General features: G+C 62.9%; 22 protein-coding genes. 11 read left to right on the top strand and 11 right to left on the bottom strand.

Annotated features, from left to right (window positions below; all coding sequences use genetic code 11):
* Positions 1 to 76 precede the first annotated feature (76 nt).
* Positions 77 to 1,267, top strand: coding sequence for an AI-2E family transporter (locus ACXR2W_RS03145; RefSeq protein ID WP_458811845.1), 1,191 nt, complete (start codon positions 77 to 79; stop codon positions 1,265 to 1,267).
* Positions 1,264 to 2,511: a threonine ammonia-lyase gene (gene ilvA / locus ACXR2W_RS03140; RefSeq protein WP_458811842.1), complete on the top strand. Its 1,248-nt coding sequence runs from the start codon at positions 1,264 to 1,266 to the stop codon at positions 2,509 to 2,511. The genes ACXR2W_RS03145 and ilvA overlap by 4 nt, the downstream gene beginning before the upstream one ends.
* On the opposite strand, the gene ACXR2W_RS03135 is transcribed toward ilvA, so the two are convergent.
* Genes ACXR2W_RS03135 through ACXR2W_RS03125 form a run of 3 tightly spaced genes read right to left on the bottom strand, consistent with a single transcriptional unit; the run spans position 2,508 to position 5,532 of the window.
* Positions 2,508 to 4,442 carry a DUF6541 family protein gene (locus ACXR2W_RS03135; protein WP_458811839.1) on the bottom strand — a complete coding sequence of 645 codons (1,935 nt, stop codon included), beginning with the start codon at positions 4,440 to 4,442 and terminating at the stop codon, positions 2,508 to 2,510. The two genes, ilvA and ACXR2W_RS03135, sit on opposite strands and share 4 nt — an antisense overlap.
* 2 nt (positions 4,443 to 4,444) lie before the next feature.
* Entirely contained in the window at positions 4,445 to 4,825 is a 381-nt protein-coding gene (locus ACXR2W_RS03130) for a DUF2304 domain-containing protein (RefSeq protein ID WP_458811836.1), read from the bottom strand.
* 11 nt (positions 4,826 to 4,836) lie between these two features.
* Positions 4,837 to 5,532 (bottom strand): glycosyltransferase family 2 protein, encoded by a 696-nt coding sequence (locus ACXR2W_RS03125; protein WP_458811833.1) that lies wholly within the window; start codon positions 5,530 to 5,532, stop codon positions 4,837 to 4,839.
* Between the two features lie 69 nt (positions 5,533 to 5,601).
* Here ACXR2W_RS03125 and ACXR2W_RS03120 point away from each other — a divergent pair, with 69 nt between their 5' ends.
* The gene (locus ACXR2W_RS03120; protein ID WP_458811830.1) at positions 5,602 to 6,714 is read left to right on the top strand and encodes a DegT/DnrJ/EryC1/StrS family aminotransferase; all 1,113 of its coding nucleotides are present in this window, start codon (positions 5,602 to 5,604) and stop codon (positions 6,712 to 6,714) included.
* Positions 6,715 to 6,787: 73 nt separating this feature from the next.
* The gene (locus tag ACXR2W_RS03115) at positions 6,788 to 8,551 is read left to right on the top strand and encodes an ABC transporter ATP-binding protein (RefSeq protein ID WP_458811827.1); all 1,764 of its coding nucleotides are present in this window, start codon (positions 6,788 to 6,790) and stop codon (positions 8,549 to 8,551) included.
* Positions 8,552 to 8,713: 162 nt separating this feature from the next.
* Here ACXR2W_RS03115 and ACXR2W_RS03110 read toward each other — a convergent pair whose 3' ends face one another.
* Positions 8,714 to 9,796 (bottom strand): glycosyltransferase, encoded by a 1,083-nt coding sequence (locus tag ACXR2W_RS03110; protein ID WP_458811824.1) that lies wholly within the window; start codon positions 9,794 to 9,796, stop codon positions 8,714 to 8,716.
* A gap of 154 nt (positions 9,797 to 9,950) precedes the next feature.
* Here ACXR2W_RS03110 and ACXR2W_RS03105 point away from each other — a divergent pair, with 154 nt between their 5' ends.
* Together ACXR2W_RS03105 and ACXR2W_RS03100 are read left to right on the top strand one after the other, a co-directional pair.
* Entirely contained in the window at positions 9,951 to 10,382 is a 432-nt protein-coding gene (locus tag ACXR2W_RS03105) for an acyltransferase family protein (protein WP_458811821.1), read from the top strand.
* Positions 10,369 to 11,106, top strand: coding sequence for an acyltransferase family protein (locus tag ACXR2W_RS03100; protein ID WP_458811819.1), 738 nt, complete (start codon positions 10,369 to 10,371; stop codon positions 11,104 to 11,106). The genes ACXR2W_RS03105 and ACXR2W_RS03100 overlap by 14 nt, the downstream gene beginning before the upstream one ends.
* Here ACXR2W_RS03100 and ACXR2W_RS03095 read toward each other — a convergent pair.
* Genes ACXR2W_RS03095 through ACXR2W_RS03080 form a run of 4 tightly spaced genes read right to left on the bottom strand, consistent with a single transcriptional unit; the run spans position 11,075 to position 15,894 of the window.
* Positions 11,075 to 12,301 carry a glycosyltransferase family protein gene (locus ACXR2W_RS03095; RefSeq protein ID WP_458811817.1) on the bottom strand — a complete coding sequence of 409 codons (1,227 nt, stop codon included), beginning with the start codon at positions 12,299 to 12,301 and terminating at the stop codon, positions 11,075 to 11,077. The two genes, ACXR2W_RS03100 and ACXR2W_RS03095, sit on opposite strands and share 32 nt — an antisense overlap.
* Positions 12,298 to 13,506 (bottom strand): glycosyltransferase, encoded by a 1,209-nt coding sequence (locus ACXR2W_RS03090; protein ID WP_458811815.1) that lies wholly within the window; start codon positions 13,504 to 13,506, stop codon positions 12,298 to 12,300. Before ACXR2W_RS03090 ends, ACXR2W_RS03095 begins: the two co-directional genes overlap by 4 nt.
* On the bottom strand, positions 13,506 to 14,678 hold the full coding sequence (locus ACXR2W_RS03085; protein WP_458811813.1) for a glycosyltransferase: 1,173 nt from the start codon (positions 14,676 to 14,678) through the stop codon (positions 13,506 to 13,508). Before ACXR2W_RS03085 ends, ACXR2W_RS03090 begins: the two co-directional genes overlap by 1 nt.
* Positions 14,662 to 15,894 carry a glycosyltransferase family protein gene (locus ACXR2W_RS03080; protein ID WP_458811811.1) on the bottom strand — a complete coding sequence of 411 codons (1,233 nt, stop codon included), beginning with the start codon at positions 15,892 to 15,894 and terminating at the stop codon, positions 14,662 to 14,664. The genes ACXR2W_RS03085 and ACXR2W_RS03080 overlap by 17 nt, the downstream gene beginning before the upstream one ends.
* A 160-nt stretch (positions 15,895 to 16,054) precedes the next feature.
* Between ACXR2W_RS03080 and ACXR2W_RS03075 the strand changes: the two genes are divergently transcribed.
* Positions 16,055 to 16,729, top strand: a complete 675-nt coding sequence (locus ACXR2W_RS03075) for a GCN5 family acetyltransferase (protein ID WP_458811809.1) — start codon at positions 16,055 to 16,057, stop codon at positions 16,727 to 16,729.
* Here ACXR2W_RS03075 and ACXR2W_RS03070 read toward each other — a convergent pair.
* Complete coding sequence (locus ACXR2W_RS03070) at positions 16,726 to 17,628, bottom strand: LpxD N-terminal domain-containing protein (RefSeq protein ID WP_458811807.1); 903 nt, start codon at positions 17,626 to 17,628, stop codon at positions 16,726 to 16,728. The two genes, ACXR2W_RS03075 and ACXR2W_RS03070, sit on opposite strands and share 4 nt — an antisense overlap.
* Before the next feature lie 115 nt (positions 17,629 to 17,743).
* Between ACXR2W_RS03070 and ACXR2W_RS03065 the strand changes: the two genes are divergently transcribed.
* Positions 17,744 to 18,694 carry a Gfo/Idh/MocA family protein gene (locus tag ACXR2W_RS03065; RefSeq protein WP_458811805.1) on the top strand — a complete coding sequence of 317 codons (951 nt, stop codon included), beginning with the start codon at positions 17,744 to 17,746 and terminating at the stop codon, positions 18,692 to 18,694.
* Here ACXR2W_RS03065 and ACXR2W_RS03060 read toward each other — a convergent pair.
* The gene (locus tag ACXR2W_RS03060) at positions 18,691 to 19,542 is read right to left on the bottom strand and encodes an META domain-containing protein (RefSeq protein ID WP_458811803.1); all 852 of its coding nucleotides are present in this window, start codon (positions 19,540 to 19,542) and stop codon (positions 18,691 to 18,693) included. The two genes, ACXR2W_RS03065 and ACXR2W_RS03060, sit on opposite strands and share 4 nt — an antisense overlap.
* A gap of 136 nt (positions 19,543 to 19,678) precedes the next feature.
* Between ACXR2W_RS03060 and glf the strand changes: the two genes are divergently transcribed.
* The 3 genes from glf to ACXR2W_RS03045 all read left to right on the top strand — a co-directional run bounded on the left by glf (position 19,679) and on the right by ACXR2W_RS03045 (position 25,971).
* Complete coding sequence (glf, locus tag ACXR2W_RS03055) at positions 19,679 to 20,818, top strand: UDP-galactopyranose mutase (RefSeq protein ID WP_458811801.1); 1,140 nt, start codon at positions 19,679 to 19,681, stop codon at positions 20,816 to 20,818.
* 225 nt (positions 20,819 to 21,043) lie between these two features.
* A complete protein-coding gene (locus ACXR2W_RS03050) occupies positions 21,044 to 23,446 on the top strand; it encodes an S-layer homology domain-containing protein (protein WP_458811799.1) in 2,403 nt (800 codons plus the stop codon).
* Positions 23,447 to 23,565: 119 nt separating this feature from the next.
* Complete coding sequence (locus ACXR2W_RS03045; RefSeq protein ID WP_458811797.1) at positions 23,566 to 25,971, top strand: S-layer homology domain-containing protein; 2,406 nt, start codon at positions 23,566 to 23,568, stop codon at positions 25,969 to 25,971.
* A gap of 32 nt (positions 25,972 to 26,003) precedes the next feature.
* Here the strand turns inward: ACXR2W_RS03045 and ACXR2W_RS03040 are convergent, their stop codons facing one another.
* Positions 26,004 to 26,462: a hypothetical protein gene (locus ACXR2W_RS03040; RefSeq protein WP_458811795.1), complete on the bottom strand. Its 459-nt coding sequence runs from the start codon at positions 26,460 to 26,462 to the stop codon at positions 26,004 to 26,006.
* Positions 26,463 to 26,545: the final 83 nt, after the last annotated feature.

The following is a 26,545-nucleotide window of genomic DNA, read 5'->3' as shown; positions in this document are numbered from 1 at the left end:
CCTGCCAGGCTTTTGATCCGGATCGCCCGCTGCGCCGTATTCCTGGCGTACAGCGGGTGATCGGTAGGATTGTGACGTGGAAGAACACAGAGGTGAGATAGGCCCCGCCGGGGGCGCGGAGCAGGAGCTCCCCCTCGGAGTGCGCGTCGCCGCGGCCTGGTCATGGCGGCTGATGCTGATCGGCCTGGCGTGCGCCGGTTTCTTCTGGCTCATCGTGCAGGTGCGCATCATCGTGATTCCCATCTTTGTGGCGATCTTGCTCACCGCGCTGCTTGCGCCAGTCGTGCACTGGTTTGAACGCCACGGGGTGCCGCGCGGCGTGGGCATTCTCGTTGCCCTGGCCTCGTTCGCGGCATCGGTGTGGGTGCTGGTGTGGCTCATTGTGACCCAGATGCGCAACGGCTTTGACGACCTGGCCGCGCGCTCGACCGAGGTATGGAAAGAAACGCTCAAGACCGTCGAGGGTAACTCGTTTGGCTTCTCGGCCGAACAGGTCGACGGGTTCATGGCGCAGTTCATGAAAACGGTGGAGGGGCACCAGTCTGAGATCTGGAACGGTGCGCTCGGTGTCGCCACCTCAGCCGGCCAGTTCATCGCTGGCATTTTGCTCACCCTGTTCTCGCTGATCTTCATGCTGATCGACGGCAAGCGCATCTGGTACTGGGTGCTCGGGTTCTTGCCGTCGAAGGCACACGCCCCCGTCGACGCCGCGGGCAGCGCCGGCTGGGTGTCGGTCGGACAGTATGTGCGCGTGCAGATTTTTGTCGCGTTCGTCGACGCCGTCGGCATCGGTGTCGGCGCCGCGCTGCTCGGTGTACCGCTGCCGATTCCCATCGCGATTCTCGTCTTTCTGGGTTCGTTTATTCCGTTTCTCGGTGCGATCTCGACCGGCCTACTCGCGACGTTCGTGGCGCTCATCTACAACGGCCCCGTCAACGCGCTCATCATGCTGGGCGTCGTGATTCTGGTAAACCAGATCGAGGGCCACGTGCTGCAGCCGCTCGTCATGGGCAGCGCCGTGCGCGTGCACCCGCTCGGCGTGGTGCTCGCGGTGTCGACCGGCGCGCTGCTCGCCGGGATCCCGGGCGCGCTATTCGCGGTGCCGCTCGCGGCCTCTGCGAACGCGATCGTCAACACATTCGTGAAGAAAGCGTGGACGCCGGGCATTGATCCGGTGGCCGAATATCACAGGCGCGCACACACCAGAACAGCGGCCAAGAAACGCGCCAAATCGTTTGCCAAGTTTATTCGCAAGGAAGGACAATGATGACCGAGGGCTACACCGCACCCACCCTGGCCGAGTTTGAACAGACCCTCGAGGTCGTGCACCGGGTGACGCGCCGCACTCCGCTCGAGTCGTCACGCTTCCTCGCCGAGAGCCTGGGCGTCTCGCGCGTCTACATGAAGTGTGAAAACCTGCAGCGCACGGGCGCCTACAAGCTACGCGGCGCCTACAACAGGCTCACCCAGCTCACCCCCGAAGAGCGCGAGCGCGGCGTCGTGGCGGCGTCGGCCGGCAACCACGCCCAGGGCGTCGCGTACGCCGCCCGCGAGCTCGGCATCAAAGCCACGATCTTCATGCCTCGCGGCGTCGCGCTGCCCAAACTCCAGGCCACGAAGGGCTATGGCGCAAACGTCGAGCTCGTGGGAGCGACATTCGACGAGACGAACAAGGCTGCGCAGGAGTTCGTCGCGCAGACCGGCGCCGTGTTCATTCCCCCGTTCGATGACCCGGCCGTGATCGCAGGCCAGGGCACCGTCGCACTCGAGATGCTGGCCGACGCCCCCGAGATCGAGACGTTCGTCGTACCCATCGGCGGAGGCGGGCTCATCGCAGGCATCGCGGCGGCCGCGAAGCAGTGGGCTGAGGCCAACGGCCGCACCATTCGGGTGATCGGCGTGCAGGCTGAGAACGCTGCGCCATACCCGGCGTCGCTCGCGGCCGGCGAACCCGTCACCATTCAGACGAAGTCGACGATCGCTGATGGCATCGCGGTCGCGCGCCCCGGCAGCCGCAACTTCGACGTGGTGAGCAAGTATGTTGACCAGGTCGTCACCGTGAGTGACGACGACATCGCGCGCGCCATCGTGATGCTCCTCGAGCGCGCCAAGCTGGTCGTTGAACCCGCGGGTGCCGCGGGCGTCGCCGCGCTCCTCGCGGGTAAAGTTTCGGCCTCGGGGGTCACCGCGACCGTGCTGTCGGGCGGCAACATCGACCCGCTGCTCTTGCAGCGCGTGATTGGCCACGGTCTCGCGGCCTCGGCGCGTTACACCAAGCTGCGCATTCTGCTGCCGGATCAGCCCGGCCAGCTCGTGCGCACCGCGACAATCGTCGCCGAGAACAACGCGAACGTTGTCGAGGTGATTCACACGCGCCACGCCACCGAATTGCCGGTCAGTGAGGTCGAGCTTGAGCTGCACGTAGAGACCCGCGGCCACGAGCACGGCGAGCAGGTCGCACAGGCGCTACGTGACGCGGGCTACGTGGTACGGGTGGGCGAGCGCTACTAGCAGTCAACCTTGTACAGGTGGGCGGCGCCCTCACGGTCAATCTCCGTGAGCGGCGCCGTCTTCTTGATGTCGTCGAGACCCTTAAACTGTGCGCCCCCACGGTCGTAGGTGGGGTCGTCTGAGCCAATAACGTGGGTCACACCGAGGTCGCTAATCAGCTTGCATGCGTCGGCGGGATTCAGATCCCTGAACGTTGCAGCGAATTCCATCGCTTCGGCCGTGTACAGGCCCTTGAGGTGCGGAAACAGTACATGGCGGTCGCCGACCGCGTAGGCGAGCCACGACCCGTTCCACGGGTTGCCCGCGATCAGTGCATCGTCGGGGGTGGTGTCGCCCAGGCGTGACATGAGCGCGAACTCGTCGCTCGAGACCATGCCCGAGCCATCGGTCAGCGTAAACATATCGCTCACGTCGTCGCGCACGGCCTCCATGCTCGGCCCCCGGGTACCGGTCAAAATGACAAGAAGTACGAGAGTTGCGGCAGCCACCTGCCGGGCCGGGCTCGAGAGCTTCAGCGGGCTGACCCACTGCGCGTCAGCAGCGCCTGAGCGGGCCAGGTCGAGCATCACGCCCGCGCCGTAGACAGCGAGCGGCATCGCCGTGATGGGCAAGAGGAACGCGAGTCGATTCACGTCGTTGTACCAACCGATCGTGAACAGGTCACGGAACGGCCCGGTAGTGGAGGCGACAATGACGTAGAGCATCACTGTGATGGCGTAGGAGACGACCAACCAGCGGTGTTTGCGGCGCACCCAGATCATCACGATACCCACGAGCATCAACACGGTGACAAACCACGCTGTGGCCCGGGTGATGGGGGAGTTGGTGACCGCGCCGAGCGCCGCCACCACAAAGTTGGCGTTATAGGCGCGGCTGCTGTCGCCGGTCTTGATCTGTGACCACATGACACCCATCGCGATGAGCGTGAAGGCAATGCCAGCCAGCCGCCACCATGCCGCACGGCAGCTGCCCAATCGCTTGAAGTTCTCGCGGGCGACCACAATGAATAGCGGCACCGAAATGGCGACCAGACCGAGCGCGGCGTTGGGGTGGGCGAGGGCGGCCGCCCCGAGCGCACCCACAAACCCGACCCACACGGCGGCGATACGACCGGTTTCGGCGAGGGCGTGGTGGCGCAGCGCCGCGTGCAAGAAGCCCAGGGCGATGGGCAGTAGCGCGACCGACAGCAGGTTGGGGTAGAGGATGCCCCAGGAGAACAGGTGATACGGGAATGCCGAGAAAGCGGCGGCAAGGATGCCGGCCGCGAGGATAGTCGCAACGTTCGATTTAAAGAAGGGGCGCGCAAAGAACAAGATGGCGATCGGCCACACGCCAGCCGCGGTCACGAGGCTCACCGCATTGGTGGCGAGGGGAATGGAAGCGCCGCTCAGACTGGTGACGAGCGAGACCACGGCGTGCCAGAGCGTAGGGTAAAACGACTGGCTCGCCTCGGGCGTCACCATGGTCATTGCCAGCGGTGACGCGTTGCCGGTCTCGAGGATCCACGCGACCGCGTTGATGTGAAACGCGTTATCGTACGACTGCGAGAAGATCTCGGGCTGCCCGATCGCGCGCACCAGCACGAACGAGATCAGCGCCGCCGCGATGAGAAAGGCCGCGATATACGCGAGGCGCCTGGGTTTCGCGGCACCCTCATACGCGGGTACCGGCCTGCGGTCGAACAGCCGCACAGCGAGAGCCAAAGCCGTCACCGCCGCGGTCACAATAGCGATGGTCACAAGCCCCCAGCCGAGGCCCACGACGGGGGCCGCGAACGACGCGAGCGCTATGACCGCGAACGATGCAGCTACTGATCCGGCCACGAGGGAGAGGCCGCGCAGCCGCAGTGCGGCAGCGATGGGCAGGCCTGGCAGAATGGCGAGAGCAGCGGCGACGCTAAACGCCGGGACGATGTGCAGCCAAGCGATCATCTCTAGATGTCTTCTTTGTCGGTGTCGGTGTCGGTGTCGTTGCTGCGGTGTTCGAGCGCGCGCGCCTCCATCAGCGCGACCGCTCGTGCCAGATCAGTGACCCGGGCATCGCTGCGCGCCTTCGCCCGCACAGTGGCGACCGCGAAGATGAGCATGGCCACAATGAACAGGTAGAGCAGCAGGTCGGTGCCGCGGCCGATGCCAAAGAAGTTGGCGATGCTGGTGAGCACGGTGGGAAACAGGATCGCACAGACCGCGGCGATGACGAACAGGATCGCAAAAATGCGCTTGAGCGCGAGCGAACGCTCACCGGGCAAGAACCGTACTGCCAGCACGGCGGCAACAATGATGACCGCAATGAGGAGAAACTGAAAGAGAGTCACGCTGCGGGCCCCTACCTGATGATCAGATCGACGAGAATGTTCACGGAGTTCAAGAGCGACTGGCCCTTCGCTTTCGAGTAGTCGGTGTAGATCACTTCGACCGGGTACTCAGCGTAGGGCAGCCCGGTCTTGCCGAGCTTCACAACGATCTCGGTGCCGTGAGCCATGCGGTCTTGTCGCAGTTTAAACATGCGCAGCGCGTCGGCACGGATCACGCGCAACCCGTTGTGGGCGTCGGTGAGCCTGGTGCGCGTGGTGATGTTGGTGACGGCGACGGCCGTCTTGAGCACAATCTTCTTCAGAATGCCGGGCTTTGTACGGTCATCAAGAAAACGCGAACCAAACACGATCGCCAACTTCTCAGCCTGAGCGCGCTCGAGCATCGCGTGTGCGTCGATGACTCGGTGCTGCCCGTCTGCGTCGAAGGTGACAACGTACTCGGCTCCGCGTTCAAGCGCGTAGTCGAAACCCGTCTGGAGCGCCGCTCCCTGGCCGAGATTAATCGGGTGGGTGACGATGTGGGCGCCGGCGGCACGCGCAATCGCGCCAGATCCGTCGCTCGAACCGTCATCGATGACCACGACGTTGGGAAAAACGGGAAGCAGATCATGAATCACGCCTGCAATGACGGTTGCCTCGTTATAGAGCGGAATAACCACCCAAGCTGTGGCGGCAGATCCGTCGTGTGCCGCGGGTTCAAAGCTCATAAGGGTATTCTGGCAGACGATTGTGTGCGTATTCCTGTTGTCAGCGCGCACGCGAAAGGTGAAAACTATATGTCTGTCGACTTTATCCCCGCTGCGAAGCCCATCATTGGTGACGAAGAACGGGAGGCCGTCGACCGTGTGCTGCGTAGTGGCATGATCGCACAGGGCCCCGAAGTCGCGGCGTTTGAGACGGAGTTCGCCGCACACTTTGTGCAGGGCCGCGAAACGGTCGCCGTAAACTCGGGCACGAGCGGGCAGCATCTCGGGCTGCTTGCCGCGGGTGTAGGCGCGGGCGATGAGGTCATTGTGCCGTCGTTCACGTTCGCTGCGACGGGTAACTCGGTCGCACTGACGGGCGCGACCCCCGTGTTCGCTGACATCGATGCGCGCACCTTTACGCTCGATCCGGCATCGGTTGAGGCCGCGATCACCCCGCGCACCAAGGGCATCATGCCCGTGCACCTGTATGGCCACCCGTTCTTGGTCGACCAGATCGAGGCAATTGCACAGAAGTACGGCCTCGCGATCTACGAAGATGCGGCGCAGGCGCACGGTGCGTCATGGGCGGGTCGCCCTGTCGGCACGCTGGGTGACTTCGCGATGTTCTCGCTCTACCCGACAAAGAACATGACTTCGGGTGAGGGTGGCATGGTCACCTGCGCCACGGCTGAGATTGCACGCAACATGCGCCTGCTGCGCAACCAGGGCATGGAGACGCAGTACGCCAACGAGGTGATCGGGTTTAACACCCGCATGACCGATATTCACGCCGCGATCGGGCGCGTGCAGCTCACCAAGGTGAATGCGTGGACCGCGCAGCGCCAGGCGAATGCCGCGGCGCTGAACGACGGGCTTGCGGGGCTCGACGGCGTGGTGACGCCGTACGTCGCGCCCGAGGCGGTGCACGTGTACCACCAGTACACGATTCGTGTTGATGCGGCAGAGCGCGACCACCTGCGCGACGCGTTGAAGGCCGAGCACAACATTGGGGCGGGCGTCTACTACCCGATCCCCAACCACCGTCTGCCTTCGCTCGCAAAGTTTGCGCCCGGCCTCGAGCTGCCCGAGACCGAGAAGGCTGCCGCCTCGGTGCTGTCGCTGCCCGTGCACCCGTCACTGGGTGAGGGCGACGTTGATCGCATTATCGCGGGCGTGACCGCGGTTCTTACGGCGGGAGCGTAACGAGCAGCGTCTCGCACGAGCGAGCAGGTCTCACCACATTATGAAAGCAATTTGGCGCGTACTTCGGCAGCTCATGCCGTTGCTTCCGCGAGGCGCACAGCGCTATTTCGTCGGATACATCGTGGCGACGAGCCTCATCACCACGCTTGACGCGGTGGGCATGGCGCTGCTCGCAGTCACGATCGGCCCGATGCTGCTCGGCAACTCGATCACGATCCCGTTCATCGGGTCGCTCGGGCCCGACGCGGCACCGGCGCTGGTGTTGATCTCGCTCGGTCTCATGACGCTGAAGTCGTTCCTGAACGTCGTGCTGCAGTGGTTCGCCACACGCCGCTTCGCGAAGTACGAGCTGGAGGTCGGTGACCGACTGTTTCGGGCATACATTGGTTCGAGCTGGGAGCAGCGCTCTAAGCGCACCGTCGCAGAGATCACCCGTATCGCCGACGCCGGCATCGCGAACGCAATGGCCGGCTTCATTCTGCCGTTGATGCGCGTACCCTCATCGTTCTTCACGTTTATTCTCGTGCTCGGGGTGCTCGTGGTGGCCGACCCGATGACTTCGGTCATCGCGTTCGTATACCTCTCCCTGGTGATGATGCTGGTGCACTTCATCGTGACCAAACGGGCGCTCGAAGCCGGGCAAGTGCACCGGGACTACAGCTATCGGGTCGCCAACCTGATGACCGAGATGATCGAGGCGTTGAAGGAGCTGAGCCTGCGCAACAGGCTGGGCGAAGTCGCCGAACTCGTGAACGACAACCGCAAGCACGGCACCAGGGCGCGCGCCAACGGCTCGTTTCTGAGTGTGCTGCCCGGCTTCGCATTCGAGACGGCGCTGCTGGGTGGAATCGCGCTCATTGGCGGGTTCTCGTACTTTCAAGGCGGTATGGAGGCAGCGCTGGCATCGGTCGCACTGTTTGCGACGACCGGCTTTCGGCTGATCCCCGCACTCACGGGACTGCAGGGCGGCATCGTACAGGCGACAGCAAGCCTGCCAGGCGCCGTTGACGTGGTGGGTGACCTCATCGCCGCAGAAGAAGACATGCAGACCTCGCAAACGCCCGCTGATTCGGCCGAACTCTCTGAGACCCCGCGACGCCTCGTGCTCGACAATGTGAACTTTCGGTACCCCGGAGCTGAAAGCGATGTGATTCGTGGCATGTCACTTGACGTGCCGCTGGGCTCATCGATCGGCATTGTGGGGCCTTCGGGGGCGGGCAAGTCGACGCTCATCGACCTGCTGTTGGGGCTGAGTCAGCCCTCTGACGGGCAGATTCTGCTTGACAGCGAACCGCTGCAGAACGTGCTGCGCCAGTGGCGCGGGCGGGTCGGTTACGTGCCGCAGCGCGTCGCACTGTTTGATGGCAGCATTGCGCAGAACGTCGCCCTCACGTGGACCAACGAGATCGACGAAGACCGAGTGCATCGCGCACTCGAACGCGCCCAGCTTGCCACGTTGCTCGATTCGCGCGCCGGTGGAATCCACGAACCTATCGGCGAGCGAGGTGTCTCGCTTTCGGGCGGCCAGCAGCAGCGCTTGGGCATCGCTCGGGCTCTGTACACCGACCCACTCGTGCTCGTGCTCGACGAAGCGACCAGCTCGCTCGACACGAAAACCGAGGACGAGGTGACGAAGGCGATTCGCGACCTGCAGGGCGAGGTCACTCTCATCTCGGTGGCGCACCGGCTCTCGACGATCAAGGACTACGACCGCGTCTGCTACCTCGATGAGGGCCGGATCGCTGCGCAGGGAACCTTTAGCGAGGTGGCACTTGCGCACCCATCGTTTGGTGAGCAGGTCGCCCTCGCAGGCCTCGCAGGCGAGCTGAGCAAGTAGCCGCCACGCGTGTGGATTCTGCGACTCCTTCGTCGCGCAGAATGACAAGAGGATGCGGAGGCCTCATGACAAGAGGATGCGGAGGCCCCATGACAAGAGGATGCGGAGGTCTCGTCCTGTCATCCTGCGCGAGCTTGCGAGTCGCAGGATCCACAAGGGATCTCAGCCGCGGCGCATGATTTGGTAGCCTGCAAAGAGGGTGCTAAAGGGCGCCTGCGCGTGAAAGACCCGCAACGGGTTGCGGGGCAGCAGCGACGAGACTGAGAGATACACGTGCCGTCGGTCGAGGGCGTGCGCAATGTCGGCCGGTGTGCCGCCCTCGTCTGCGAGCACATCGAACACGCGTCGGTCAGCCCGTGAGAGCAACGCTAAAGCGCCGGGCGCGATGCGCTCGAATCGCGCCAGCAGTGCGAGGAGCCCCGCGCGGTTCGAGTCGAGATCGGCTTGTGTGCGCGCCCGCGCAAGAATCGCGTCGAACACGTGAATGCGTATGAGCTTCACGATGATCGCGACCCGATCTTGCCGGGGCGCGCCCGCAAACCAATCGAGTCCCTCAAGCTCGTCGAGAAACGCGAAGTCTTGCGCAATGGGGCGGGGGGCTGAGGTGACACGATCCGGCGCATCATCGTTGATCACATAGGCGGGGCCGCCCAGATCGTAGGCCAGATGCTTGCCGGTGTACCAGACCGTGAGCGAGTAGGTGAGGTCTTCGCCCGAGGGCAGCCCCTCGGTGAGCCGCAGGTCGCCAAAGCGGCGGCGATCGATGAGACCGAGCGGGGCGCTGCGGTAGGCCAGGCGGTCTTTGCGGCCGTCGAGGCGGGTGGTGCGCAGGCCCAGGCGCACAGGGGGATACGGGTCGGGGCGGCCCGTGGCGAGCTGAATACGAGCGAGCACTGCCTCTGCCCCCGTGGCGCGCTGCAGCGCGAGCCACGAATCGATCGCGCCGGGCGCGAGCTCATCGTCTGAGCCCATGACCGAGATGAACGGCGCGGTGGAGGTCGCGAAACCGTGGTTCATAGGGCCCGCAGGCGACGGAATACCGTCGCGCAGTTCGAGCAGGCGCAGCCTCGCGTCGTGCGCGTAGTCGCCGAGGTTCGCACGGATCACCTCGGGGTCGATATTGTGCGCTACGACGTTCACGCGCACGGCAGCGGTCGTGTGGTCGAGCACTGACGCGACCGCGCGTTTGATTGGTCGCGAAGCTGAGTGGACGGCAATTGTGAGGTCGACGAGCGGCTCGGTCATAGAGTCGATCGTATCGCGCGGCAGCCGCCCAGGCCGCACCAGGCCGCACCCGAACTACACAGGGGTCGTACGTCAAGAACAGCGTCGGGAAAGCTCGAGTACAGTGGAGGGCGGTCTTCACGGCATGCGTGATTCTTCACCCGATTGGACTTTGGTGGCATTCAACTCTTCGGCGACGCTTGCAGCGCCCACCCAGCGGCTCGACGCTTTGACTGGTCTGCGTTGGTGGGCGGCATTCCTTGTATTTCTGTTTCACATGCGTGTGTTCGCGCCGCTGCCGGGTCCGATAAACCTACTGTTTGACCAGGGATACCTGGGGGTGACGTTCTTCTTTGTGCTCTCGGGTTTCGTGCTCACCTGGTCGATGCGGCCGCGGGTATCGGTCTCGACGTTCTATTGGCGACGCTTTGCGCGCATTTGGCCGGCGCACATGGTTGCACTGGTGTTTGCGGTGTTGGTGTTTTATACGATGGCCCCGATCCCTGACGGTAGCTTTCTCAAACCGTTCGACATGGGCATTTTGCTGCTGTCTGTTGTGCTGCTGCAGGGATGGTCAGCAAACCCGGCCATTTTTGTTCTCGGGTAACCCTGCGGCCTGGACGCTCACGGTCGAAGCGCTCTTCTATGCGCTACACCCCTGGGTGTCTCGCGTGCTCGTACCGCTTGCGCGGCGCGGTGCGCTCGTATTTGCCGGGGTTGCACTCGTGTGGGCCTTCGGCTACCGGCTGGGGGTCTACCTCGCGCCCGAGTCGTGGCTCGCGCTCGTGCCGATGCCCATCACCCGGGTACCGGAGTTTCTGTTGGGTATGGCGCTGGCGTGGGCAATGCGCCGTGGCTGGCGACCACGGCTACACCCGGTGATCGGTGTGGGATCACTCGCGCTTGTGGTGGCGGGCATCGTCCTGGCCGCGGTGCGGCCGCAGTTCGCGCTGCTGGGGGTGTTTGGCAACGAACTATTCACCGTGGCAGTGGGGCTCTCAATCGTTTCGCTCACGTCGTGGTCGCTCGCAGGCCGCAGATCGCTCTTCGAAACGCGCTGGCAGGTGAAGCTCGGCGAGTGGTCGTTTGCGTTCTACCTCGTGCACGCGACCGTCATCTACTTGGCACTGCGGGTGCTGGGATACCAGGAGGCTTCGTGGCGTAACATCGTTTGGTTTGCCGCGATTCTCACCATCGACTTAGTTCTGGCGTGGGTGCTCTACCGCTTCATAGAGCACCCCACCGAACGCCGCATGCGCAAGTGGAAAGACGCCCGCGATGCCCGCGATGCTAGCGATGCTAGCGCGGCAGATCGATCCACTGTTCGATGAGCACGCGGGCGCTCATTGCGCCAGAGTGCACGCGCTCGACATACACTGGGCCTGCCGCCGCGATCTCGCGCGCCCGATCCGGGTCACTGACGAGGCCCGCGACGACCTCGCGCAGTGTATCGGGGGTCGCTTCAACAATGGGCAGCGATAGCCCGGTCTCGCGTTCAATGTGCGCACGCACCTGCGGCAGCACGTGCCCCACAACGACGCGACCGGCCGCCATCGCCTCGCACGCGGCGACTCCGTAGGAGCCCGCGCGAAACTGGTCGAGCACAATATCGCTCGCGGCAAAGACCCCCGGCATTTCGGCCGACGGCGTCGACATGATGAGCTCGTAGTCGATCGTGCCCGCGTCGATGAGCGGAGAGAGCGCGGGCTCGATGCGATCGCTGCCTTTTTGAATTGGGTTGCTCGACGCGTGAATCACCCGAGGGCGCGTCGCGTGTGAGAACGCTGGTGCGCTCGCGGCAAAGCGCGCTGCATCGACAACCACGGGGCACCACGTCGCCCACGCAACATCTGCGAGCAAGTCGGGGGTCGACACGAAGACGGGCCGCTTAAGGCGCTCCAGCAGCGCGAGGTTCTCACGCGCGTCACGCGCCAGCATCTTAGTTCGTGGGTCTTCGGGGTACGGTGACCACGGCGTGAGGGTCGCATGATTCTCCGGATCGCGAATATCTGTGCCGTGGCACAGAAAGGCGACGTGCACGCCTGCCTCGGTGAGTGCGAGCACCTCGGCCTCGAGCGAGCGGGCGAACCGCTTGCCAAACATCGATCGTTCGGCCTCGACGAGCACGTGGGTGAACGACCGTGCTGCCTCCCATTCGGCCTCGGCCCACTCGGCGGAGGCGTTGACCGAGGCGATGGGCACGAGGGTGTCTGCGGTGAACGCGAAGCCGCCGGGAAGCTCGACAGCCATGTTGCGCGCCGCGATGCGCGAGTCTGCGCGTTCGAGCGCACGCGCCCACTCGTACCCTTGGCCCGAGTAATTGGTGGGAGCGATGTAGACGCGCAGCGAGGCATCAGGCACCTGGGTGACCGGCGCGCTCCCGCCGCCCAAAAGCCGGGCGCTCAGCTGCCCGATCACGCCGTCGGGGTTGCGGGCAGCCTGCTCCATGACCCGGCCTACCCACCGAGGCATCTTGGAGCGGTGCTTCATAGCCCAGTTCACGAGACCCGAGGTGAACTTACTCATGCGTCGCCCCCAACTTCTTCGATCACGGTTTCTTCGATCACGGTTTCTTCGATCACAGTCGCCACGCGCTGCGCGACGGCCTGCATGGAGTGGTGCGCGGCAGCCCAGTGGGCAAGCTCCCGCCGTGCTGTTGGATCGTGCGCACGGTCGGCGGCCTGCCGCATCGCGGACGCAATGGCACCGGGGGTGTATTCGACCGCGGTGCCGAGCGTCGACGCGACCGCAGAACCTGTGGGTGCCTCGTCTATGGCGCGCCGAATGAAGGGCCCGGTGGGGCCGGGGCCCGCAAAGATCACGGGGCAGCCGGTGGCCAGCGAGGAATAAATCTTTGACGTGAACGCGTACTCATAGCCGCCGCCGGGGCGCAGCGTGGCGAGGCTCGCCACGGCGCTCGCGAGCTGTGGGCGAAGCTCTTCAGCCGTGACCGGGTCAGCAAACTCGACGGTGCCCTGAACACCCAATTCGCGCGCGCGCACGCGCATCTCGTCTTGGCCCGTACCGTTACCGATAAACCGCAGCCGGTAGCCGGGGTGGGTGCTGGTGAACTCGGCAAACGCGTCGATGAGCACCTGTGCGCCGTGAAGACCCGTGTAGGTGCCGGCATACAAGAACAGCTTCTGTGGCGGCTGTTCTTCATACCGAAACACCTCGGTGTCGGCACCAAACCCGGTCACGGTCATCGGAACGGTGACCCCGAGTGCACGCACCCGGTCAACGACCCCCTGGGAAATGGTGACGAGCTGCGCAGCGCCCCGCATCGCGAAGCGTTCGAGCGCACGCAACACCTTCACCACGAGGCCCGAACTCGTCGCGTGCCCGGCCGCGTCAGACCAAATGTCGGCAGCGTCATAGACATAGGGAATACGGCGCAGCGCGCAGACGACTCGCACCACAGCGCCCGTCGTCGGTGGCGGCTCGACAAACACGACGCCCGGGCGGCGAGCGAAGAGCAGCCGAAACGCGAGCGGCACATCAAAACTCATGTACTGCACGTAGCCGCGTAAATAGCCGCTCGCGTCACGCAGCACAGGGAATGTGCGAATGCGCTCACCGCGAGACCCCTCGCCCTGACCGGGGAGAGGCGAAGCCGTGAGCACCTCAACTTCGTGCCCGGCCTCGCGCAGCGCATCGGCGACACCGCCCAAAAACAGCGAAGCGGCAGCGGGTTCTGGCCGGTAGATTCTCGTCGCAATGATGACGCGCATTAGAGCTCCAAGAAGTTCTGCATGAGCACGTTGCGCGAGAAGTCACCGTTGTGCAGGCGCCGCACGAACTCGGGGCCCTGCGCTGCAATCTCGCGATAGTGCTCGCGCCTGGCAGCGATGTCGCGAATCATGTGCTCCAGATTGTCGGGATTCGTCTCGGGAATAGGGAGCGGCATGCCCGCGTGCCGCTCCACCTCAGACCGCACCTGGTCACTGACATGGGTGAGAACGATGCGGCCCGCGGCCATCGTCTCGCACGCCGCGACACCGTAATCGCCGGCGCGAAACTGATCGAGCACGATGTCGGCGTCAGCAAAGACCGCGGGCATCTGATCGTTCGGGATCCCGCTCAGCTCGACGTATTCGATGAGCCCCTCATCGTGCAGTTTGCGCGCAATCGGCTGGATCATCGTGGTGCCCTTGGGCACAGGGTTCGTGGGGGCATGCACGACCTTCAGCCTGTCGCGCACGAGCAGTGGTTCAGAGTTCTCCCACTTCGCCGGGTCAATGATGACGCCGAGAAAATGAGACTCGGGCAGGTCAAGCAGCAGCCCCGCCGTCGACACGAAGGTGGGCAGCTGCACGGCTTCGATGAGTGCCAGATTCTCGGACACCACCTTCTCAAGCACCTCAGGTTCAGTCCACTCATCGTCCTTGAAGAACGACCACTCTTCGAGCTCAGCGTGGCGCGACGGCAGCCGAACATCGTTGCCGTGCCCCACGATCGCGACCTTCAGCCCCGCCTGCTGCATCAGCGCGATCTGCTTATACATGTCGCCCGAGAAGAGACCACCGATGACTGGAAAACAGGCCTCAATGAGCACGTGCGTGTACTGCGTGCTGAGGGCGTGCACCATCTCTTTCTGCCACGCCCTAGAGTGCTCTGCCGTGCGCCACGACACCGTAAAGTCAGCGTCGTACTGCAAAATGTTGTTGGCCTCGTGCACATAGTTTCGTGCCGACACCCGGGCCGTCTCTTCAGCCGCCCGCGACCAACGGTAGCCCTGCCCGGCATAGTTCACCGGCCCGACGAGAAGACGAATGGGCTTGGCCATGTCGGGGGCGGGCACAGGGGGAGGCACGACACCGCGAGCGCGATCGATGCTCGACGCGATCGCATCCTGTGCGACCTTGGGCATGAGCTTCCAGAGCCGTTCAGCTGACGAGTGCATCGGAGCTGGCCTTTCGTTCAGGGACTTCAATCCAGTGTTCGATGAGTGCCCGTGCCGCGCGCCGGCCGTCGTGCACGTCGCGCACAAACTCCGTTCCGCGAACACGATCTGGCACCAGCGTGGGGCGAGCGGCAAGCTCACGCAGCCGGGCCTCAAGTGTGGCCGGCATCGCCTCGATGATGGGCAGTTCAAGACCCGAAGCCTCACGCACCGTGGAGCGCACCTGGTCAGAAACCTGCCCAATCACGAGGCACCCCGCCGCGAGCGCCTCACACGCCGCCACCCCATAGGAGCCCGCGCGAAACTGATCGAGCAACACGTCTGCCTGCGCAAACCGCGCGGGCATCTCCTGGCTCGGTACCCCCTGGATCAGGTCAAATTCGATCACGCCCTCGTCACGCAGCTTCTCAAGCGTCGGCATGATGTCGGCCGTACCCTTGTAGGCTGCAACCGACGGCGCATGAGCGACACGAAGCGGCGCTCCCTGCGCGCGCTCGCTTCTTTGAGCCGCAGCCCATCGATCCGGATCAATAGCCACCGGACACCAGACCGCGCCTGGAAGATCGACCAACAAATCAGGCGTCGACACGAAGCTGGGACGCCCGCTCGCTGTCACGAGCGCGATATTGCGTGCCGCCAGCTGCTCAGCGCGCGGAAGGTAGACCGAGGGATCCGCGTAGTAGGAGTATGGGTTCGCCGCGATGTGGCGCGAGGGCAGCCGCACATCGGTGCCGTGGCCGAGGAACGCGACATTCACGCCGCGCGCCATGAGCGCCTCGGCCTGCGCTGCCACGGAGCGTCCCATGAGCCGCCCGAACGGGGGCTCCTCGGCCTCGATGAGCACGTGTGTGGCGCTCGCCGCCGCCTCAAACTGACGCTGCTGCCAGTCACGGTCATTGTGGTAGGTGCCCACGGGTACGAGCAGGTCGGCGTTGAACGAGAACCCGCCGGGCACCTCCATCGCCATGTTGCGGGCCGACGCCGTCGGAAGAGCCGCCTCAATGGCCCGGGCCCAGATGATGCCCTGCCCAGAATAGTTGACCGGGGCGATGAGCACCCGCACCGGTTGCTCAGCAAAGTGGGTCGCAGGGATGCTACCCCGAGGAGCGGGCTTGCCCAGCCGGCGAGCGGCGATGCGCCCCAGCGGGCTCATGGGGGCATCAGCAAGCCGGTCAATCAGCGCGTTAATCCACTTCGGCAGACTATTACGATTCACGGTGCCCAGGGTGCGTCTTGACCGTCTCATTCATACGGGCAATTCTAGCCCTGCCCATCGGCCAGATTCTGGCTGTTCGACTACACCAGAGAATAAGATGGTGCACGCTGTGTGTTTTTAGGCCGACGAGTGTTCGGCCCCTATTTGAATGGTGCACGTGATGACTCAGCCAGCCGCCCCAGAGCACGACTACTCACTGCGTTCTTATTCAGAGACGCTGCACGCGTATCTTGACGCCGGCTATCAGATCACGAGCTTCGAGGGCTACTTGCAAGCTCCCGCTGCTAAGCACATGGTGTTGCGCCACGACATCGACAATTCGATCGAGCAGGCCATGCGCGTCGCGCAGGTCGACGCTGCGGCGGGGTGCTCATCGACCTTCTTTCTGCGCGTGCACGCGAAGGGATACAACCTGTTGAGCCTGAGCTCACTGCGTATCATCGCTGAGATGGAGCAGCTAGGCCATGAGGTGCAACTGCACCTCGAGGGCGGGTTGTGTGACTGGCTCGGAGGCGACCACCTCGAGTGGGCCGACCGGCAGCGCGCCGTGTTTGAGGCGGCGGTGGGGCGGCCGCTTGGCGGGTTCAGCTCGCACGAACCTGCGCGCATGGGCGGCGTCGAGTTTGCGAACTCGCTGCTCGGATACTGGAGTGATTCAGTCGCTTACCACGCCTACGAAGAACGATTCATGATGCCCAACATGAAGTACCTCAGCGATTCAAGCGGCCGCTGGCGCGAGGGCCACTTTGGGCTGTGGGTGGGCAAAGAGCCGCTCATGCAAGTGCTCACGCACCCGTTTTGGTGGTTCGAGCGCGTCCCAGCTGAGAACTACTAGGACTTATTGTCTCCGAGACGCTTCGCCGGGTTGCCCACACGCACTTCGTTGACGGGCACCGATTTGACCGCCACGGCTCCAATGCCGAGCAGTGAGTCGCGGCCAAGGGTGAGGCCCTGAAGTACTGAGGCGTTGGGGCCGACCCAAACCTCGTCTTCGATGATGACACTGCCCGAAATCTCAGCGCACGCGGTGATGATGACGTTCTCGCCGATCTGGCAGTTGTGAGCGACGTGCACATGATCGTCAATTTTGGTGTAATCGCCAATGACCGTCGGGGCGAGGGTGCCCGAGCAGACGGTCGTGAAGTTACCGACCTCGGTGTATTTGCCCAGTCGCACGGACCCAATGTGTGGAATGTGGAAGTTGTTGCCGTCGGCGTCTTTCTCGATGCCAAACCCTTCTTCGCCCACCACAGCTTGGCTCTTGACCAGCGCGTGTTCGCCAACCACCACATTGCGACCGATCACGACGTGGTCGCGCACCTCTGCGTGGGCGTCAATCACCGCCCCCTCGCGCACTACCGTGTACTCGCCAACGTGTGCGGTCTCGTGCACGCGGGCGGTCGGATGCACGCGAGCAGTGGCGGCAATGCCGGTCGGAGCCTTGGGGGCAAAGTGCTGCGCGATAGCCTGCCCAAAGGCGGCACGGGGGTTCTCGACAAGAATGAGTGCCCCACTCCGTGCAGGCTCGGCAGTTGTGCCGAGCGGGGCGAATATTACGGCTCCTGCGTCGAGTGCGCGCGAGAATGCGTCGGCGTTCTGCACTGTGTCGCCGACGAACGTCAGCGTGTTCTGGGTCGCATCACCGAGCGGCGCGGGCACCGAAATTGTGCGGTCGAGCCCAATCAGTGCCGAGTTGTTATCTGACGCGAGGGTTTGCGCAGTGATAGCAATCATGCTGACCACTGTACTGCGGGTGTTGCTCTGATTCCTAGTGTCGAAGCTCGTAGACTAGGGGAGTTCGTCTCGAAGCCTCGAGAGCGAACCACCGCACGCGCTGGAGGAGACATCAATGGCAAACCCGAACGTCGTACTTTTTGGTGCCGGGACGATGGGGCGCAACCACGCGCGCATCATTTCAGCTTCGTCGCGCGCAAACCTTGTGGGCATTGTCGACCCGTTTGAGCAGAACGGCCGCGCAGCAACCGAGCAGTTTGGTGGCGACTGGTTTCCGGCGGCAGAAGAGGCACTGAAGAAGGCCGACGCGGTGGTTGTGGCGGCTTCGACCGAGTACCACTACGACATCGCACGCGAGATTCTCGACGCTGGCCTGCCGGTGCTCATCGAGAAGCCGATTTGCCCGTCGCTCGAGCAGACCGAAGAGATTCTCGGCACAGCCGAGAAGCGCGGCGTGCCTGTACAGTGCGGTTTCTTGGAGCGGTACAACGCGGGCGTTGTCGCGGCGAAGCAGCTCATCGAAGAGCCTGTCTACGTGCGGGCTGAACGCCACTCGCCCTACTGGTCACGCATCAAGACTGGCGTCTCGTGGGACATGCTCGTGCACGACGCAGACCTGATCTCAAACCTGTACGGCGCGCAGACGCCCGAGAGCGTGAGCGCAGAGCTCGGGTTCTTCCACCCCGAGTCAATGCCGGGCGCAGAAGACGTGATCGATATGACACTGCGCTTTCCTGGCGGCGGTATCGCCTCGGCGTCGGCGAGCCGCATCGGCCAGCGCAAGGTGCGCCGCATGACCGTGCAATCACTCACCTCGATGGTTGAGATCGACCTACTCTTGCGCAGCGTCACCAAGTACAAGCACTCGAACATTGAGGCTACCGTGGGCGGCGCTGGCTTCCGTCAGATGACCGAGATGGAGGTGCCCGAGGTGTCTGGCCCTGAACCGCTCGCGGCCCAGTTTGACCACTTTGTTGATCTCGTGGCGGGCAAGGTCGATATGGACGAAGAGCGCCGCAGCATTCTGCCCGCGCACCGGATCATTGCTGCGGCGCTCGCCCGCTAACGGCTCACAAACACGAGCGGCTCGGCGGGTGCCGCCTCGGTGCCTTCGACCGTGAAGGTGCCGTCGGCACCCGCGTGGAACAGGTACTCAGTGTCGTAACTGAGCACAAACTTTGCTGGCCCGCCCTCGCAGACATTCACCGTGCCGTCTGCCTCGGGGCCTATGACGAGGTTCGCGGGGCCAGACAGCAGCACCGGCGGTTTGGGCTCGGTGCTGTTGTCTTCGAGAACGGGCACGTTGCGTACTCCGAGCATCCATGTGCCCGTGAACTCGCTGCATCCGACGGTGCCGCGCCAGTTGCCGTCGGGCGTGAATTCGACAGTGGCGACCTCGTCGCCCCGGTTGGTCCACGTGCCGACGAGGGTGAAGGCGTCGGTGCTAGCGCGTTCGAGTGTCATAGACTCGCCCTGTTCGTCTGCCAGCGTGAGCTGGCCCTGGTCGTTGAAAGCAGCGTGAGTGGCACTCCACACCATGGACGGGATCGCGACGTTATCGCATCCTATCTGGGTCATAGCGCCACCGTCGCCACCATCGAACTCGCCGTTCGGTTCGACGCTCCAGGAGCCTTCGGCGCTGTTACAACCGTCTGAGGCGCGCCACATGCCGTGCTCGTCAAACTCGACGAATGCGTCTTGGTTGGCGGGCAGCGGTGCCTTCCACCGGCCGATCATGGCGGTGTCGAGCTCGTCGATCATGGCGACTTCGTCGGTGGGTTCGTTCTGCCCCGATGAGGATCCGGCTGGGATGCCGTGCAGCAGCGGGGCCGAGATGGCCGAAGCCGCGAAGACCCCTCCGAATGCGAGAACGCCCGCGAGTAAGACTCCCGCGACATGTTTCAAGTTTGACATTGTGACCTCCGGTGTTCGTGATGAACGATGAGTGACGGCGCCGGGCTACCCGCGACGGTCGAGGTAGCTTGAGTCTACGACGTGTTGACCGGGTTGACAGCGGGCTTCAACACTGCGAACAACTAAGCTAGTGCACATGGATCTTCTTGTAGTCGGATCAGGTTTCTTTGGACTGACCATCGCCGAGCGTGCCGCCGCCGCAGGCAAAAAGGTGGTCGTCATTGACCGTCGCCCGCACATTGGCGGTAACGCCTACTCTCACGCGGACCCCGAGACCGGTATTGAGGTGCACACGTACGGTGCGCACCTGTTTCACACGTCAAACGAGACCGTGTGGGAGTATGTGAACCGCTTCACTTCGTTTACCGGTTACCAGCACAAGGTGTACTCGAACTTTAAAGGCGAGGTGTACCCGCTGCCCATCAACCTGGGCACGATCAACCAGTTCTTCCGTGCGGCGTATGGCCCTGACGAAGCTCGTGCCCTGATCGCGAAGCAGGCTGAAGAGTTCGACACGAAGGAGGCGAAGAACCTCGAGGAGAAAGGGATCTCGCTCATCGGTCGTCCCCTCTACGAAGCGTTCATTCGTGACTACACGTCGAAACAGTGGCAGACCCCCACCACTGAGCTACCAGCCGAGGTGATCTCTCGCCTGCCCGTGCGCTACAACTACGACAACCGCTACTTCAGCGATAAATACGAGGGCCTCCCCACCGACGGCTACACTGCGTGGCTCGAGAAGATGGCCGACCACGAGAACATCGAGGTACGGCTGAACACCGACTTCTTCGATGAGTCACAGCCGCTCAACAAGAAGGACGTTGTGGGTAAGGTGCCCGTCGTGTACACGGGGCCGGTGGACCGATACTTCGACTTTGCCGAGGGCGAGCTCGGGTGGCGCACGCTCGACTTCGAACAAGAGGTGCTGGCGACAGGCGACTTCCAGGGCACCAGCGTCATGAACTATGCGGGCGCAGACGTGCCATACACGCGCATTCACGAGTTTCGTCACTTTCACCCTGAGCGTGACTACCCGAGTGACAAGACCGTCATTATGCGCGAGTTCTCGCGTTTCGCGACGCGTGACGACGAGCCGTACTACCCGGTGAACACACCTGAGGATCGCGAGCGACTGCTCAAGTACCGAGCACTGACCGAGGGCGAGAACGGGGTCTACTTTGGTGGCCGACTCGGCACCTACCAGTACCTTGACATGCACATGGCAATTGGCTCGGCCCTTTCGATGTACAACAACAAGCTCGAGGGCGCGATTTAGCGCAACTCAGCGGTTCGGTAGCCCCGGCGGCCGTGACTACGTATTTTCACCTTGGTGTGTACGTAGTCTCGGCCGCTTGGCGTTTTTTCCTAGGTAATACGCAGCCCAGCTTCAAAAATCTTCACCTTCTTTTTAAACTATGGGGTCGAATGTTCACACCCATGTCGGAGGTCGTAGCCGTTGCGTTCAATTTCAAAATCACTAGCCGGAGGTGTGCTGGCGGCGATGCTGGTGTTGAGCGCCTCGCCGGCGCAAGCCTTCGGCCCAGGGCCGCTATCGTCTGAGGCTGAGCAGGCGCCACAGGAGAACCCCGGCACTGAGACACCCGCGCTCACCGAAGACGAGAACGTCGAAGAGGGCGAAGAGGGCTTGTCTGGCACTGAAGACGGGGCGCAAGATGCGCCTGAGTCTGACGAGGCGGGCGCACTCGAAGAAGCCGAGGCTGAACTGGCTCCCGACACCGAGGTGCCGGATGCAGCTGACGCGACCGCTGACGAGGCAGCGAAAACAGTGACCGCGGTTCCTGACACAATCGCTCTCGCCGGCCGACTAGTAGTGCTTCCGGTTGAGCCCACCCTTGATGGTGCAGCCCCAGCAGCAGATACAGTTTCAGAAGACGTGGCGCGTGTGCTTCTTGCAACGGATAGCGGCGCGTACATTCCCGTTGATACAACGGCACTCGAAGGCGCGGTTGCGGGCGAAGCTCACTTCGCAGGCACCGGCGTACTGCCTGAAGCTGCACGGGTTGCGGTTGCTGCGCAACTTGAAGCTGAAGGGGCCTTGAGCGAAGAACAAGTGCTCGAAACCGTCAACGAAACTGTTCTCGAGGCCGAGGAAAAGCTCGAGGTTTCAGGCACAGTAGAACTTCCGGTAGATGCGTTCTCGGGCAGCCCGATGGGGTCGGCACCGGCCAAGAAAACGCACACAGCCGACGTCGTTTTCTTTGGCGGTGGACGAAAGTTCAACGAAACCATGATCAAGAAACTCATGACACAGGCTGGCACTTACTGGAAGTCACAAAGCAATGGTGCCGTTACCGGTTTGAACGTAAAGAAATACAAGGGCCTTACGCCTAAGTACTCAACCTGCTATCAGGATGGTCTCTGGGATCAAGCTGCGAAGAGCTTCGGTGCGAATCAGAACACTTATACAAATGGGCATCACCTGATTGTGGTCGTTGACTCGTCCTACGGTTGCGACGCTGCTGGCTTGGCCGGTATCGGTGGGAGCATTCACTCGGGCGGCGAGATCTGGGTGGACATTCGCGGGTGGAGCAGCGCGTCTGACCCGGTCAACCAGAGCACGGTGAATAAGACGCTTCGTACCCTTACGCACGAAATGGGTCACAACATGAGCCTGGGCCACTCGCAGTCTCGCGTGTGCACCGGGCGCACCGTTGACGCCCGTACGACCTGGAAGAATGACGACCAGAATCCGGGAGTGTTGCGCGTACTCAAGCCTTCGGGAACCGCGTGTAAAGACGTCGAGTACGGCAACGCCTGGGACTTGATGGGCTGGACGAGCGGCACAGGCGCCAAACCGATTGCACTCGGACTAGCACAGCGCAGCGCCCTCGGTGTGAACCCCTCAGGTAGCGTGCGGACCGTACAAGCCAGCGGCGGCCGGTCACAAAGTTTTACGCTAAACCCCATGGGCAATAACTCAGGGCTGCGCGGGCTAAAAATCGTGAATCCTCAAGGCGAGTCCTTCTACGTCGAATACCGTACCAACGTTGGGCAGGACTCAGCCGGTCCCAACGCTACGGCTACCTACCAGTATGACAAGACTACGGCTGTTACTAATGGCGTAGTGCTTTCGAAGAGCTACCCATCCGCACGAATCCTATGGACCGATGGTGTCTGGCGCCCCTACGCGGCGAAGCGAAGCACAGCAGTGACTAACTACCGAACTACGGGTGGTTACGCAAACATGAAACACCTCACGATGGTGAAGGGCGGGGTTTCAACGCCTATCTCAAGTATCGCAAAGGTGCGCGTAACGAACATCGCCGGGGGCAAAGCCACCGTGCGTGTCGAGTTCACGCCGTTTGTTGATGTGTCCTACGACCGCAAGTTTGCCAAAGAGATCAACTGGATGAGCTCGTCGAACCTCTCGACAGGTTCTAATGCTGGCGGTGGCACCCGCAAGTACCTGCCGAGCGACAAAGTGACGCGCGAAGCGATGGCGGCATTCCTCTACCGTCTGAACACTCCGGCGGGTAAGACTGCACCCGCCGGGTACAAGATCCCTAAGGTCTCTCCGTTCGCCGACATTAAGCCCGGGGACAAGTTCTACAAAGAGATTGCTTGGATGTACACCTCCAAACTCTCCACCGGCACTAAGCAGGCCTCGGGCAAGCCGAAGTACCTGCCCAAGCAGGGTGTAACGCGTGAGGCCATGTCGGCGTTCTTGTTCCGCATGGACACCAAGACGAAGCCGGCCACGCTTAAGACCTCGCCCTTTGCTGACATGACTCCCAAGTCTAAGTTCTACAAGGAGATCTCTTGGATGTACCGTACTGGCCTCTCGACCGGTACGAAGCAGCCCAGCGGCAAACCGAAGTACCTCCCCAAGAGCACGGTGACGCGCGAAGCGATGGCCGCATTCATATACCGCTACAAGCACTAACACTGCATCACTAGCGCGACCTGAAAAGGCGCCCCTCCGACCAGGAGGGGCGCCTTTTCGCTTACACTTGCCCGAACAGCCTTTAACCGCAAGGGAGCGTGACGGCAGTGCGATCACTCATGAAACCGTTAATAGGGGCTGCGCTCGCAGCGTTGCTCGTGTTGAGCGCGGCGCCCGCCCAAGCCTTCGAACTGGGACAGTACGGCACCCCGCAGCCCCCGTCTGACTCCGACACCGCTCACACCGACACCGCTCACACCGACGCGATCGAGCCGCGCGAAGACGAGGCCGAGAGCTCTACGCCGCAGCCTGCTGAGCCGCCTGCCGATGCCCCAGCATCCGCAGATCCGCGCGGTCCTGATCCGGATGCCGATGAAACACCAGCGCCCGAGCCCGCTGCTGATCCGGCTGAGAACGCCATCACGAGCGTGCCCACGACGATCGAGGTGAGTGGGCGACTGCTCCTGTTACCCAATGAGCCCCGGATTGGCGAGCCAGGTGACGCGGTAGCGCAGAGTGACGACTTGATCGCCGGAGTGCTGCTCGCAACATCTGACGGTGCATTTCTGCCCGTCGATACGTCTGCGCTTGATGCCGCGCTCGCGCCCGGGGCCGAGTTTGTAGGCGTCGCCACACTCCCAGCATCGGCCGCCGCGGCCGTCGCTAGCGAGCTCGCCGAAGAGGGCTCGTTGAGCGAGGCAGACCTGATGGAGACAGTGACCGAGGCGGTACTCGAGACGCAAGAGAAACTGCCCATCAGCGGTTCTGTCGTGCTGCCCACTGAGGCGACGCATGAGACACCGGTGGGGGCAGCGCCTGCGCCACGGGCACACACCGCTGATGTGGCCTACATCGGTGGGAATCGTACCTTCGGTGAAGCAACGCTCAAGAGCCTAGTGTCGCAGACCGGCACCTATTGGAACACTCAAAGTGACGGCGCCGTCACTCAGCTGAAAGTGCAGAGGTACGTGACCCAAGCGCTTCTGCCAACCCAGGATGCCTGCGACACAACAAGCCGGTGGAACCAGGCCCTCGAACTACTGAAAACTGGTGGAAACACCTACACCAACGGCCATCACCTGATCGTTTTTGTCGACTCGCCTAACGGGTGCGGGGGTCTCGCGGGCCTCGCCGACATCGGTACCGATATGAATTTTGGCGGCCTGATCTGGGTTGATATACGCGCGGGGGCCCACTCTTCTGAGGCAGCGACGCAGCCTACCCTCAACAAATCGCTCAACACCCTCGCACACGAGTTCGGTCACAACCTCAGCCTGGGGCACTCGCAGTCCAGGGTGTGCACGGGCCTCGCGACCGATGCCCCCACGCGATGGGCAGATGACGAACAAAACATCGGCCTGTTGCGGGTGCTTAAACCCAGCGGTACGACCTGTCGCGATGCCGAGTACGGAAACACCTGGGACCTGATGGGCGCAGGCTACGGCGCCAGTAAGCCCACCTCGGTCGGTGTTGCCCAGCGTGCAGCGCTCGGCGTAAACCCTGCGGGCAGCGTGCGCACCGTGCAGGCGAAGAACGGTCGCGTGCAAAACTTCGCACTGAATGCACTCGGCTCAAACGCGGGTCTGCGGGGGCTAAAAATCGACAATCCGCTCGGTGAATCGTTTTACCTTGAATATCGCGACAGCGTGGGGCAAGACTCTGCCGGGCTGGCCAATGCGAGCTCTAGGCCCTCCTATGACGGGGTGACGACCGTGACCGCGGGGGTCGTGCTCTCAAAGAGTTACCCGTCGGGGCAGGTGATATGGAGCGACGGGGTGTGGCGGCCCTACGCGGTCAAGCGGGCAACGGCCGTCACGAACTATCGCACCTCGGGTACCCTCCCAAGCCGCAAACACCTCACGATGGTGAAGAACGGGGTGTCAACGCCGGTGTCGAGTGTCGCGCGCGTAAAAGTGGCCGACATTAGCGGCGGCACCGCGAAAGTGAGCGTCGAGTTCACTCCGTTTATTGATGTGACCTACGACCACAAGTTCGGTACTGAAATTAACTGGATGGGCGACAGCGGGCTGTCCACCGGCAACAAGGCGGGCAGCGGCCTGTTCACCTACCTGCCCGGGGACAACGTCACACGCGAAGCGATGGCGGCTTTCTTGTACCGCATGAAGGCGCCCGCGAACTACAAGGCGCCCACCAAGTCGCCGTTCGTCGATATGAAGCCGGGGGACAAGTTTTACAAAGAGATCACGTGGATGCACAGTGCCAATATTTCGACGGGCACGAAGACGCCGCGGGGCACCGTGTATGAACCCAAAGCGGGGGTAACGCGGGAGGCGATGGCGGCGTTCCTATACCGCATGGACGACACGAGCAAACCTGCTGCCCCTCAGGTGTCACCGTTTCAAGACATGACGCCGACCAGCAAGTTCTATCGTGAGATCGCCTGGATGTATACGGCGGGGGTGTCGACAGGAACGAAGCAACCGGTGGGTAAGCCGAAGTACCTGCCCAAGGATAAGGTGACGAGGGAGGCGATGGCGGCGTTCATCTACCGCGTGAATCATTAGCGGCGCATCAGGGGCGGGCGCACCGTCACCCGCTACATTGCTGGCGAGGCTGCAAGCCTCGCCAGCTTGCGGCGTGAACGCCACCCAAACGGCGTTGGCTCGTAGCTCCACGCGAGAATCGATAGCGCTACGGCACCAGCAAACAGTCCCAGGTCACGCAGCGCAAGGTCGAGAAACTGGCCGCTCGTGGCGAGATTAATGGTGATTGTGAGCAGCCAAGCCGCGACTACCGGCCCACCAAATTGCGGAAAGAAGGCGACGATGAGGCCCGCCACCATTTCATGCATGCCAAAAATGAGCATGAGCGTGTGAGCGTCTACCGGAATCATTGCGAGCGCCCAAGGCGCCACGTACGACGGCCAGTCGGCGCCCAAAAAATGCAGGTACTTGTCGAGCCCAAACAATAGCGGCGCGACCGTGAAGACCACGCGTAGAAACAGGTACAGCAGATAATGCCGATCTTCAAGCAGACGGCGTCCATGACCAGTCACGAGTTTCCCCCAAGGCGCGACAAACAACAACTACCAAAATACTAGGTGGCATAAGGCTCAGAGCCCGTCACACCCGCAGCCCG

It is taken from the genome of Leucobacter faecis (genome assembly GCF_054456695.2).
The sequence above is the reverse complement of the archived record's forward strand: the minus strand, read 5'-3'. Positions and strand labels throughout refer to the sequence as shown.

Coding starts and splice junctions, on each gene's coding strand:
- ACXR2W_RS03075 (WP_458811809.1), top strand. CDS start 16,055: ATGACTCAGCCAGCCGCCCCAGAGCACGACTACTCACTGCGTTCTTAT.
- ACXR2W_RS03120 (WP_458811830.1), top strand. CDS start 5,602: ATGTCTGTCGACTTTATCCCCGCTGCGAAGCCCATCATTGGTGACGAA.
- ACXR2W_RS03070 (WP_458811807.1), bottom strand. CDS start 17,628: ATGATTGCTATCACTGCGCAAACCCTCGCGTCAGATAACAACTCGGCA.
- glf (WP_458811801.1), top strand. CDS start 19,679: ATGGATCTTCTTGTAGTCGGATCAGGTTTCTTTGGACTGACCATCGCC.
- ACXR2W_RS03045 (WP_458811797.1), top strand. CDS start 23,566: ATGAAACCGTTAATAGGGGCTGCGCTCGCAGCGTTGCTCGTGTTGAGC.
- ACXR2W_RS03060 (WP_458811803.1), bottom strand. CDS start 19,542: ATGTCAAACTTGAAACATGTCGCGGGAGTCTTACTCGCGGGCGTTCTC.
- ACXR2W_RS03095 (WP_458811817.1), bottom strand. CDS start 12,301: ATGAGTAAGTTCACCTCGGGTCTCGTGAACTGGGCTATGAAGCACCGC.
- ACXR2W_RS03115 (WP_458811827.1), top strand. CDS start 6,788: ATGCCGTTGCTTCCGCGAGGCGCACAGCGCTATTTCGTCGGATACATC.
- ACXR2W_RS03050 (WP_458811799.1), top strand. CDS start 21,044: ATGCTGGTGTTGAGCGCCTCGCCGGCGCAAGCCTTCGGCCCAGGGCCG.
- ACXR2W_RS03065 (WP_458811805.1), top strand. CDS start 17,744: ATGGCAAACCCGAACGTCGTACTTTTTGGTGCCGGGACGATGGGGCGC.
- ilvA (WP_458811842.1), top strand. CDS start 1,264: ATGATGACCGAGGGCTACACCGCACCCACCCTGGCCGAGTTTGAACAG.
- ACXR2W_RS03085 (WP_458811813.1), bottom strand. CDS start 14,678: ATGCACTCGTCAGCTGAACGGCTCTGGAAGCTCATGCCCAAGGTCGCA.
- ACXR2W_RS03090 (WP_458811815.1), bottom strand. CDS start 13,506: ATGCGCGTCATCATTGCGACGAGAATCTACCGGCCAGAACCCGCTGCC.
- ACXR2W_RS03125 (WP_458811833.1), bottom strand. CDS start 5,532: ATGAGCTTTGAACCCGCGGCACACGACGGATCTGCCGCCACAGCTTGG.
- ACXR2W_RS03135 (WP_458811839.1), bottom strand. CDS start 4,442: ATGATCGCTTGGCTGCACATCGTCCCGGCGTTTAGCGTCGCCGCTGCT.
- ACXR2W_RS03110 (WP_458811824.1), bottom strand. CDS start 9,796: ATGACCGAGCCGCTCGTCGACCTCACAATTGCCGTCCACTCAGCTTCG.